The sequence below is a fragment of the Streptomyces sp. genome (assembly GCF_036566765.1).
GTDB lineage: Bacteria > Actinomycetota > Actinomycetes > Streptomycetales > Streptomycetaceae > Streptomyces.
This window is the reverse complement of sequence record NZ_DATCVQ010000695.1, coordinates 1-10255: the sequence shown is the minus strand read 5'-3', so window position 1 is coordinate 10255 and position 10255 is coordinate 1. Positions and strand designations below refer to the sequence as shown.

The 10255-nt window shown below is 74.2% G+C and carries 10 protein-coding genes; 4 read left to right on the top strand and 6 right to left on the bottom strand.

The window, feature by feature from the left end:
• The 5 genes from VIU94_RS40245 to VIU94_RS40225 form a co-directional block, all read right to left on the bottom strand.
• The coding region (locus VIU94_RS40245; RefSeq protein ID WP_331919868.1) for a carboxyl transferase domain-containing protein at positions 1 to 933 on the bottom strand (933 nt) is incomplete at its 3' end.
• Positions 926 to 2368 (bottom strand): acyl-CoA synthetase, encoded by a 1443-nt coding sequence (locus VIU94_RS40240; protein ID WP_331919866.1) that lies wholly within the window; start codon positions 2366 to 2368, stop codon positions 926 to 928. The genes VIU94_RS40245 and VIU94_RS40240, both read right to left, overlap by 8 nt.
• Before the next feature lie 190 nt (positions 2369 to 2558).
• On the bottom strand, positions 2559 to 4130 hold the full coding sequence (locus VIU94_RS40235; RefSeq protein WP_331919864.1) for a GAF domain-containing protein: 1572 nt from the start codon (positions 4128 to 4130) through the stop codon (positions 2559 to 2561).
• Positions 4127 to 5170: a rod shape-determining protein gene (locus tag VIU94_RS40230; protein WP_331919862.1), complete on the bottom strand. Its 1044-nt coding sequence runs from the start codon at positions 5168 to 5170 to the stop codon at positions 4127 to 4129. The genes VIU94_RS40235 and VIU94_RS40230 overlap by 4 nt, the downstream gene beginning before the upstream one ends.
• Positions 5171 to 5391: 221 nt before the next feature.
• Positions 5392 to 6045 (bottom strand): hypothetical protein, encoded by a 654-nt coding sequence (locus VIU94_RS40225; protein ID WP_331919860.1) that lies wholly within the window; start codon positions 6043 to 6045, stop codon positions 5392 to 5394.
• Positions 6046 to 6168: 123 nt separating this feature from the next.
• Between VIU94_RS40225 and VIU94_RS40220 the strand changes: the two genes are divergently transcribed.
• Positions 6169 to 7074, top strand: coding sequence for an SCO2400 family protein (locus tag VIU94_RS40220; RefSeq protein ID WP_331919858.1), 906 nt, complete (start codon positions 6169 to 6171; stop codon positions 7072 to 7074).
• Between the two features lie 30 nt (positions 7075 to 7104).
• Here VIU94_RS40220 and VIU94_RS40215 read toward each other — a convergent pair whose 3' ends face one another.
• Positions 7105 to 7554, bottom strand: coding sequence for a MarR family winged helix-turn-helix transcriptional regulator (locus tag VIU94_RS40215; RefSeq protein WP_331919856.1), 450 nt, complete (start codon positions 7552 to 7554; stop codon positions 7105 to 7107).
• Positions 7555 to 7644: 90 nt separating this feature from the next.
• Between VIU94_RS40215 and VIU94_RS40210 the strand changes: the two genes are divergently transcribed.
• From VIU94_RS40210 to VIU94_RS40200, 3 genes are all read left to right on the top strand, one after another.
• The gene (locus VIU94_RS40210; protein WP_331919854.1) at positions 7645 to 8664 is read left to right on the top strand and encodes an NADP-dependent oxidoreductase; all 1020 of its coding nucleotides are present in this window, start codon (positions 7645 to 7647) and stop codon (positions 8662 to 8664) included.
• Positions 8665 to 8727: 63 nt separating this feature from the next.
• On the top strand, positions 8728 to 9150 hold the full coding sequence (locus VIU94_RS40205) for an organic hydroperoxide resistance protein (protein WP_331919852.1): 423 nt from the start codon (positions 8728 to 8730) through the stop codon (positions 9148 to 9150).
• Between the two features lie 103 nt (positions 9151 to 9253).
• A partial coding sequence (locus VIU94_RS40200; RefSeq protein WP_524540667.1) for a serine/threonine-protein kinase occupies positions 9254 to 10255 on the top strand: 1002 nt, incomplete at its 3' end.

Below are 10255 nucleotides of genomic sequence, written 5' to 3'. Positions count from 1 at the left end.
CGGGGGAGCGGGGGCGGGGTGGGGGGACGCGTCGGTCATCCGGGCCTCCGCGGTGCCGGCGGGGCGCGGGTCGGCGTCCGGGCCGTCAGCACCGTGCGCCGCCGAGCCCTCGGCGGGCTGCCCGGCCGGAGCCTCCTCGTCGCGCCCCGGCGACAGCAGCCGGAGCCACAGGGACAGCGTGGCGCGCAGGTCCTCCCGTGAGACCACCGCGTCCACGTGGCCGTGGGCGTGCTGGTCCTCGGCCGTGTACGCGGCGGGGTCGGCGTCCGGTGGGCGGACGCGGGAGCCGGCGAAGGCGACTTGGGCGGAGGGCAGGGCGAGGACGACGTCCGCGCCCGCGCCGACCGTCGCCCAGCCGCCGCCGGTGGCCGGGTCGCGCAGGACGGCGATGTGCGCGACCCCGGCCTCCCTCAGGCGCACCGTCTCCGCGGCCACGCGCTGCAGCTGCACCAGGGCGATCATGCCCTCCTGCATCCGGCTGCCGCCGGTCGCGACCAGCGAGACCAGCGGGATCCGCCGCTCGGCGGCCGCCCGGTACGCGGCGACCAGCCGGTCCCCGGTCGCCCGCCCCAGCGAGCCGCCGAGGAAGCCGAACTCGAAGGCCACGAGCACGCACGGCCGCCCGCCGACCGTCGCCGTGCCGCACAACACCGACTCGTCCTCGCCCGTACGCCGCGCGGCAGCGACCCGAGCCGCGTCGTAACCGGCCCACCGCAACGGCCCGTCGACCTGTGGCCGACCCTCCCGGTCGGCTCCGTCGCGCCGCGCCGAGACCTCGTCCTCCGGCAGCCAGTCCTCCCGCGCGCCCGACTCCCGCTCGCCCTCCGGCGTCCAGTCCTCGTCCAAGCCTCCGCGCGGCCCCGCCCCCTCCCACGCCTCGAAGTCGTCCGTCAGCAGTGCGATCACGGCTCGGGCCGACGGGCGGTCAGGCATGGCGGAGGGCCTTCTTGAGGATCTTGCCCATGTCGTTGCGGGGGAGGGTCTCCAGGTAGTGGACCGTGCGGGGGCGTTTGTGGGGGGCCAGGAGGGTGGAGACGTGGGTGGCCAGTTCCTCCTGCGTCGGGGGCTTTTCCGCGTTCGCGGGGACCACCCACGCGACGATGCGTTCGCCCAGGTCCGGGTCCGGCTCTCCGGTGACCGCCGCCTCGCGGACCTCCGGGTGGTCCAGGAGCGCGTTCTCGATCTCGCCCGCGCCGATCTTGTAGCCGCCGCTCTTGATCAGGTCCGTCGCCCGGCGGCCCACGATGCGGACGGAGCCGTCCGCATCCCGGACGGCCATGTCGCCCGTGCGGAACCAGTCCCCGTCGTACGCCGCCGCCGTCGCGTCCGGCCGGTTCAGGTACTCCGTGAACAGGTTCGGCCCGCGTACCTGGATCTCGCCGACCGTCTCCCCGTCGTGCTCGTGCAGGACCGAGCCGTCGTCCTCCACCAGGCGCAGATCCACGCCGCCCAGCGGCAGCCCGACGGACCCGGGCCTGGGGCCGGCCGCCGGGCGGACGCTGCACAGCATCAGGGTCTCCGTCATGCCGTACCGCTCCACGACCTGACGGCCCGTCGCCGCCGCGATCCGCTCGTGGTCGTGCACCGGCAGCGCCGCCGAGCCCGACACCAACAGCCGCGCCCCGGCCAGCGCGCGGACCAGCGCCTCGTCGTCGTCCAGCGCGTCCGCGATCCGGTGGTACATCGTCGGGACGCCGAACAGCATCGTCCCGCCGCCGGCCCCCAACTCCCGCGCCACGCCCGCCGTCGAGAACGCGCCCAGGTGCCGGACCTCGCCGCCTCTCCTCAGCGGGCCGAGGATCCCCAGGATCAGGCCGTGCACGTGGAACAGGGGGAGTGCGTGGATCAGTACGTCCTCGTGCGTCCAGCTCCACGCCTCCGCCAGCGCGTCCAGCGACGCCGCGATCGCCCGCCTCGACAGCACCACGCCCTTCGGCGGGCCCGTCGTCCCCGAGGTGTAGACGATCAGCGCGGCGGACTCCGCGTCCGCGGACTCGGCCACCGCCGCGCCCCGCTCCCGTACGTCCACGTCGATCCGCGGCACCGCCGCCAACCCCGCGGGCAGTTCCTCACCCGGGCCCGCCAACACCGCGTCCGGCGCGCTGTCGCCGAGGATGTGCGCCAGCTCCCGTTCCCCGGTCCGCGGATTGAGCGGTACGGCCGGCACGTCGGCGAGCAGCGACGCGACCACCGCGACCGCCGTCGAGGCGGTCGGCGTCGCCCACACGGCGACCCGGCCCGCGCCCCCGATCCGCGTCGCCAGGGCCCCCGCGGCGCCCGCCAGTTCCTCGTACGACAACGTGTCGGTCCCGAACCGCAGGGCGGGGTGGTCGGAACCGGCGGCCAGGGCCGGGAAGAGCGCGCTCAACGGTCGTCCTCCTCGCGTGGGCGGGATGCCGAGAGGAATTCTGCCCGGGCGGCGGGCCCGCCGTACTGCGACCTTGCTCACCCTTTCGTGCGCCCTTCTGCGCGCCGCCATTCCGTGCGCTCCTCCGTCGCCGCCATTCCGTGCGCTCCTCCGTGCGCCGCCATTCCGTGCGCTCTTCCGTGCGCTGCCCTCACGGCCACGTGACCGTCCGCGTCTCCGCGCCCGTCTCCGTCATCCGCAGCCGTACCGGCGGCGTCCCCTCGTGCTGCTCCGCGGGCGCCGAGACGACGACGTCGATCGCGGTGACGTCGGGGCGGCGGTGCGCCGCCGCAAGCGCCGTGCGCAGGGCGGCGAGCAGTTGGTCCGCGACCGGCTCGGTGACCAGCGTGTCCACCGGCCCCGCGAAGTGCACCGACGGCTGGAAGCCCAACAGCGCCCCCGCGCCGGCCGTCTCGCGCAGTACCCGGCCGCGGAACGACGCGGGCGCCTCCGCCGGCGGCTGTTGGAGCGCGAAGATCGCGGTGCGGACCTCCTGGATCGTGGAGTCCAGCTCGTCCACCGCCCGCCCCAGCAGCACGCTCTCCTCGGGCGGCTCTTCCGCCGACTCGGCCGACTCCGTGGCCCGCCGCCGGGTCGACTCCAGCATCATCTCCGTCGCGAACAGCCGCTGGACGACGAGGTCGTGCAGATCACGGGCGATCCGGTCGCGGTCCTCGAACACCGCGAGCCGCTCCCGGTCGTTCTGCGCGTCCGCGAGGACCAGCGCGAGCGCCGCCTGGGAGGCGAACTGCGCGGCGAGCAGCCGGTCCACGCCCGTGTACGGGCGGCCGCCGTGCCGCCGGGGGAGAGCGAGGGTGCCGATGAGCTTTCCGCCGCTCTGCAGCGGCAGCATCATCGAGGGCCCGAACCGGGACCGTACGTGCGTGGTCATCCGCGGATCGGTGGCCGAGTCCTCGAGGAACACCGGCTCCCCGCCGAGCAGTTGCTCCAGTACGGGCGAGCCCGGCGCGATCGTCGTGCCGATCAGGTCCCCCGGGTCGTCCACCGTCGACGCGGCGACGATCTCCATGCCGCCCTCCGCGGTGGGCTGCAGCACCACCCCGGCCGAGGCGTCCGCGAGCATCCGGGCCCGCTCGGCGACCGTCGTCAGCGCGTCCTCGGCGGGCTCCCCGGCGAGCAGCGCGGTGGTCACCGCCGCCGCGCCCTCGATCCAGCGCTCCCGCTGCCGGGCGGTCTCGTACAGCCGGGCGTTGCCGATCGCGATGCCGGCCTGCGAGGCGAGCACCCGCACCATGGCGAGGTCCTGCTCGGTGAACGTCCCGTCGCGTTTCTCGGTCAGATACAGATTGCCGAAGACCTCCGTGTGGACGCGGATCGGGACGCCGAGGAACGAGTGCATCTCGGGGTGGCCCGGCGGGACCCCGGAGGAGCGCGGGTCGGTGGTCAGGTCGTCCAGGCGCAGCGGCCGCGGGTCCTGGACCAGGGCGCCCACAAGGCCGGTACGGCCGTCCGGGAGCGGGCCGATCCGCTCCCGTTCGGCGTCGGTGATCCCGGAGGTGAACAGCTCGGTGAGCCGTCCGCGCTCGGGGTCGACGACCCCGAGCGCGCCGTAACGGGCTCCGGTGAGTTCGGTCGCGGTGGTGACGAGGTGCTGGAGGCTGGCGCGCAGTTCGAGGTCGCTGCCGACGTCGAGCACGGCCTCCAGCAGCCTCGGCAGCCGCGGTTCCGATTCCCGCTCCGATTCAGGGGCCGTCCCGCTCACTCGTCTTCGGAGAGCGGGTTGAGGACCAGCGGCTGGATCCGGCCCTCCAGCATCGCGCCGAGCCCGAGGATGGCGCAGACGTCCGGCCGCTCCGCGATGTGCACCGGCATGCCGGTCGCGTCCCGCAGCATCTGGTCCAGGCCCGGCAGCAGCGCGCTGCCGCCGACCATCATGATTCCGCGGTCGGCGAGGTCGGCCACCAGGTCCGGCGGGCAGTCCCGCAGGATCTTGCCGATGCCGTCGAGCACCGCCGTCAGCGGCGTGTGGATCGCGTCCCGGACGGCGGCGGTGTCGACCTGGACGGAGCGGGCGAGCCCGGTCGCCACGTCCCGGCCGTGGATCTCGGTGGACGTCGGGCCGTGCGGGGTCAGCCCGTTGCCGCTCAGGGCGAGCTGGAGCGGGCGTACGGACTGGCTCGGCAGCATCAGCTCGTGCTGGTGGCGCAGGTGCTGGATGACGGCGTGGTCGATGGCGTCGCCGCCGACCGGGATGCGCTCGGCGGTGACGATCGCGCCCAGCGAGAGCACGGCCACCTGCGTCGTCGCCGCCCCGCACACCATGATCATCGTCGCGGTGGGCTGCTCCACGGGCAGGCCGCAGCCCACGGCCGCGGCGATCAGGGTGTCGACCAGCTCGACGCGGCGCGCGCCGAGCCCGACGAGGGTCTCGACGGCCGCGCGCTGCGCCAGCGGGTCGCTGTCGTGCGGGGTGGCGGCGGCGGCCCGCAGCCGCGGTTTGCGGCGCAGCTGGCGGCGGAGCTTCTCGCCGAGCAGATGACGCAGCATCCGCTGCGCCATCTCGATGTCGACGACCGTGCCGCCGGACACCGGGCGCATGACCCGGATGTAGTCGGGCGTGCGCCCGGTCATCTTCTCGGCCAGCGCGCCGACGGCGATCAGCGCTCCGGTCCGGGTGTTCACGGCGGCGACGCTGGGCTCGTCGACGACGAGGCCCGCGCCCTTGACGAAGACCCGGGTCCTGGCGGCCCCCAGGTCCACGGCGACATGGCAACGGCGCAACTGATCGAGACTGACGGTCATGACCGACCCTCCGGAGTGCGGTGCTGGCACGAGTGCGGTACGCGAGTGATGGTGCGGCGCGCGAGCGGTGAGGCTCGCGCGTGCTGCGTGTGGTGCTTTTCGCATCGTGCGACCGGGACGGGCGCGGCGCGCGTCGAGCTGAGCCGGTCGGGGGTGTCCGTGGCCTCCTGACGCTGGATCAGAGCAGTCGTCCGGGCAGGTCGGTCACTGCGGCTGCCGGTTCAGAGAAGTCTCTGGAAAAGCCCCCATGCGAACTCCGCCGCGTACGCCGCCCCGTCCGGCCCGGTGAAGTCGAGCCGCGACCGGGTGGGCGCGTCGCCCTCGCGCGGCACGGCGTCCGGGAACGCGTGCCGGACCTCGCCGAAGGTGCAGCCCCAAGGCCGCAGGTCGGCCGCCGTCCGCAGGACGGGGGAGGGCGCGCCGGGGGCGCGGGTCAGGGCCCTGCCCCACACCTGCGGGGCACTGCGCGGGCCGGGCCGGGCGGTCAGCACCTCCCAACGCAGGCCGGGCCAGAGCGGGAGGTCCCACTGGAGGATCTCCGCGCCGACCTCGGGGCCGAGCCCCGGGCCGAGCTCGGCGACGGCGCGCCGGGCCGCCGGCTCGCCGAGCGCCTGCCGGTAGCGGTGCAGTTCGCCGGGCCCGCTCGGAGTGAAAGGGGCCGCGCGAAGCGCGTCAGGCAGGGGGGTGGTGGGTGACGGGCGGGCATGCGCCCACGCCTGCCAGACCCGGTTGGCCTCGCGCATCTCGGCGCGCGTCGCATCGAGTTCGCGCAGCGCCTCCTCGACCAGCCCCGGCTGGTGGTCGGCCATCCGGCGCAAGAGCACCAGCTGGAAGGATCTTGGCCCGAATGGGGCGGCTGGGTCGGCCGAGTTCATGCGGGTCATCCTGCCCGAAGGGGGAGATTCGCGGCGGCACGCCGGTGACCTGCGCTTTCCACACAGGACCTTCACGTCCTCGGGTATCTGTGCGATCCGGAGGCCGCATAGCCTGCCTGCGCCATGGACTACTGCCATCAGTGCCGACGGCATCTCAATGGGGCTCTCGCCTGCGCCGGATGCGGGACCCCCGTCGAGGAGCTGCGGTACGACGTACGCCACGCACCCCGGCCCGCGCCGGGGCCGGTCTTCCTGCCGCCGCAGCCACAGCCGCTGCAGCCGCAGGCGGCCCAGGCGTGGGCGGGAGCGGAACCGTCCATGGAGCCGTCCATCGCACCGTCCATGGCACCTCAGGCGCCCGCCGACCCGCTCGCGGTCGAGGCCCATGTCTTCGAACTGGACCCGCTGGAGCGTCCCGAGTCGTCCCGGGCCGCGGAAGCCGCCGGTCCCACCGGTCATCGGGCGCGTTCGCGCCGTGCGGCCGGCCGGTCCCGCCGGGCCCGCGGCCGCCGCCGGGGCCGTACGGTCCTGGCCGGGGGCATCGGCCTGGTCCTCGCGGCCGGGGGCATCGGCCTGGTCCACGTGATGACCAAGCAGGACGAGGGCGGCGCCGCCACCGCTGTAGAGCAGGAGGACGTGGTCGAGACGGAGCTGCCGTCCGAGCCGTCCGCCGACCCGTCGCAGCCGCAGGGCGGCCCGTCCCCCGTGGACCTCCCGGTCGCCGCCACCTCCGACGCCCCGCGCCCCACCGACGGCTCGGGGGGCGGCAGCGGCAAGCGGAGGGGTTCCGGCACGGGTACGGGCACGGGGTCGGGCGACGGGGTCTCGCGGGGCTCCGGGCGCATCACCGAGGGCCCCCGCCCCTCCACCTCCGCCGAGCCCTCCGGCTCCGCGAGCCCCGCGCCCAGCGGCTCGGCCACCGGCGGGCCCTCGCAGACCCCCACCGACGGACGGCCCCCGTCCCCCTCCGCGCCGGCCCCGAGCCCGACGCCGACGACCTGCACGAAGTTCCTGTGGTGGTGCGTGTAGGCGCAGGTCCTGGCGGGCGCCGCCCGGGTCCTACAGCTCGACGTCCTCGCCCAGCATCCGCTTCAGCAGGTCCCGCAGCAGCGTCCGCTCCGCCTCGCTGAGCCGGCCCAGCGGCTCCCGCGCGAAGTCCAGCGACTCGCGCAGCGCCTTGGCGGTCTGCCGCCCCTCGTCCGTGGCCGCGGCGAGCTTCACCCGCCGGTCGGCGGCGTCCGCGCGGCGCTCGACCAGGCCACGGGCCTCCAGCCGGTCCACGATCCCGGTGATGTTCGACGGCTCGCACTTCAGCTTCCGGGCGATCTTGCGCATCGGGACCGGGTCCAGCGAGATCAGCCCGAGCACCCGGGCCTGCGCGCCGGTCAGCGAGTGCTGCGCGGCCGCCTGCTCGTACTCGTCGTAGTAGCGGGACACGACCGTGCCGATCAGCTCGACGACTTCGAGGGTCAGCGGGTCGGGTTGCGGGGTCGTGCGTGAGGCGGTCATGGGCATCATCGTACCCAGATACTTGACATCCTGAAATATTCAGGCGCATGGTTGTTTCAGAACGTGAAACTTTTCCAGGAGGCTCAGCCCATGTCCGTCCTTCCCGCAACCAGCCGTGAATGGCACCTCGTCGCCCGCCCGCACGGCTGGCCGACCCCCGCGGACTTCGCCCTGCGCGAGGCGCCCGTCGCCGCTCCCGCCGAGGGCCGGATCCTGGTCCGCAACCTGCACTTCTCCGTCGACCCGTACATGCGCGGCCGTATGAACGACGTGAAGTCGTACATCCCGCCGTTCAAGCTGGACCACCCGATGGACGGCGGCGCGGTCGGCGAGGTCGTGGCCTCCAACGCCGAGGGGTACGCGGTCGGCGACCACGTCCTGCACGGCCTCGGCTGGCGCGAGTACGCCGACGTGGACGCCAAGCACGCCACCAAGGTCGACCCGAACCTGGCCCCGCTCTCCGCCTACCTCGGCGTTCTGGGCATGACCGGCCTCACCGCCTACGCCGGCCTCTTCGAGGTCGCCTCCTTCAAGGAGGGGGACGTGGTCTTCGTCTCCGGCGCGGCCGGCGCCGTCGGCAACCAGGTCGGCCAGATGGCGAAGCTCCGCGGCGCCTCCCGGGTCATCGGCTCGGCCGGCTCCGACGAGAAGGTCAAGTACCTCGTCGAGGAGCTCGGCTTCGACGCCGCCTTCAACTACAAGAACGGCCCGGTCAAGGACCAGCTCCGCGAGGCCGCCCCGGACGGCGTCGACGTCTACTTCGACAACGTCGGCGGCGACCACCTCGAAGCCGCGATCTCCTCGCTCAACGTGCACGGCCGCGCCACCATCTGCGGCATGATCGCGCAGTACAACGACACCGAGCCGGTGCCGGGGCCGCGCAACATGGCCATGATCATCGGCAAGCGGCTGCGCCTGCAGGGCATCCTCGTCGGCGACCACGCGGCCCTCCAGCCGCAGTTCGTCCAGGAGGTCGGCGGCTGGCTGGCCTCCGGCGAGCTGAAGTACGGCGAGACCGCCGTCGAGGGCATCGAGAACGGCGTGGACGCCTTCCTCGGCATGCTCCGCGGCGAGAACACCGGAAAGATGATCGTCTCGCCGACCCGTTAGTCTTCCTTCAGCCGTCGCGATCGTGGGCGCGAGTCGCGGCGAACGAAAGAGGGAAGACAAGGCATGTCCATCACGCAGTCCGACGTCCTGTACACCGCCGTCGCCACCGCCGAGAACGGCCGCGACGGCCGGGTGGCCACCGACGACGGCTCGCTCGAGGTCGTCGTCAACCCGCCCAAGGCCATGGGCGGCTCCGGCGCCGGCACCAACCCCGAGCAGCTCTTCGCCGCCGGTTACAGCGCCTGCTTCCAGGGCGCCCTCGGTGTGGTCGCCCGCAACGAGAACGCCGACATCTCGGGCTCGACGGTCACCGCCGAGGTCGGCATAGGCAAGAACGACGAGGGCTTCGGCATCATCGTCAAGATCTCCGCGACCATCCCGAACGTGGACGTCGAGACCGCGAAGAGCCTGATCGAGAAGGCCCACCAGGTCTGCCCGTACTCCAAGGCGACCCGCGGCAACATCACGGTCGAGCTCGCCGTCTGAGTTCCCCCGTATGCGGCGAAGGGCCGCACCCCGACCGACCGGGGTGCGGCCCTTCGCGTACGTGCGGCATCATGACCGTGGTCGGCGGGGACGGGGGACGCGGGTGTCGGAGCACGACGGACCGGGCAAGAACGAAGGCACGGTCATCGGCGGGCGGTACCGCCTGGGAGAGCCGCTCGGCCGGGGAGGCATGGGCGTAGTCCGGCGCGCGGTCGACGAGCTGCTCGGCCGGTCGGTCGCCGTCAAGGAACTGACCCTGGAGGGTGACGCGGATCCGGCGCGCGCGCTGCGCGAGGCCCGGGCCGTCGCCCGGATCAAGCACCCGCACGTGGTCGTCGTGCACGACGTCGTCGAGCACGAGGGCCGGCCGGTCATCGTCATGGAACTCGTCGACGGCGGCTCGCTGGCCGAGCGCCTCGCCCGCCCCGACGGAGCGATGTCCCCCGAGGAGGCCGCCCGCGCCGGGCTCGCCCTGCTCGACGCGCTCACCGCCGCGCACACCCACGGAGTGCTGCACCGCGACGTGAAGCCGGCCAACGTGCTGCTCGAAGCCGACACCGGCCGCGTGGTGCTCACCGACTTCGGCATCGCCAGCCTCCCCGGCACGGCGACCACGATCAGCGGCACCGGGGCCTTCGTCGGCACGCCCGAGTACACCGCGCCTGAGCGGATGCAGGGCGAGCCCGCCGACCCGGCCTCCGACCTGTGGTCGCTCGGCGTGCTGCTGTGCGCGGCGGTGACCGGCGAGTCGCTGTTCCGCCGGAACTCGATCGCCGCCGTGCTGCACGCCGTCGTCTTCGACGAGATCAAGCCGCCGCCCGCGCTCGGCCCGCTGCTGCCGGTCGTCAAGGGCCTGCTCGAACGCGACCCGCACCGGCGGATGGCGGCCGCGGAGGCGCGCCGGCTCCTCGCCGCCTGCGCGGCCGGGACGGCCCCGGCGGCCACGCCGCCCGGCGCGGAGCTCTCGTACACACCGACCGAGCACGTGGTCACACCGCCCACCCCCGTGGCCGCGCCCGACGCACGGAGCGGCGCCGACGGACGCGACGGAAGGGACGGCCGGGACGGACGCGACGGGCGGGACGGCCGTCGGGGCGCGCGGGCG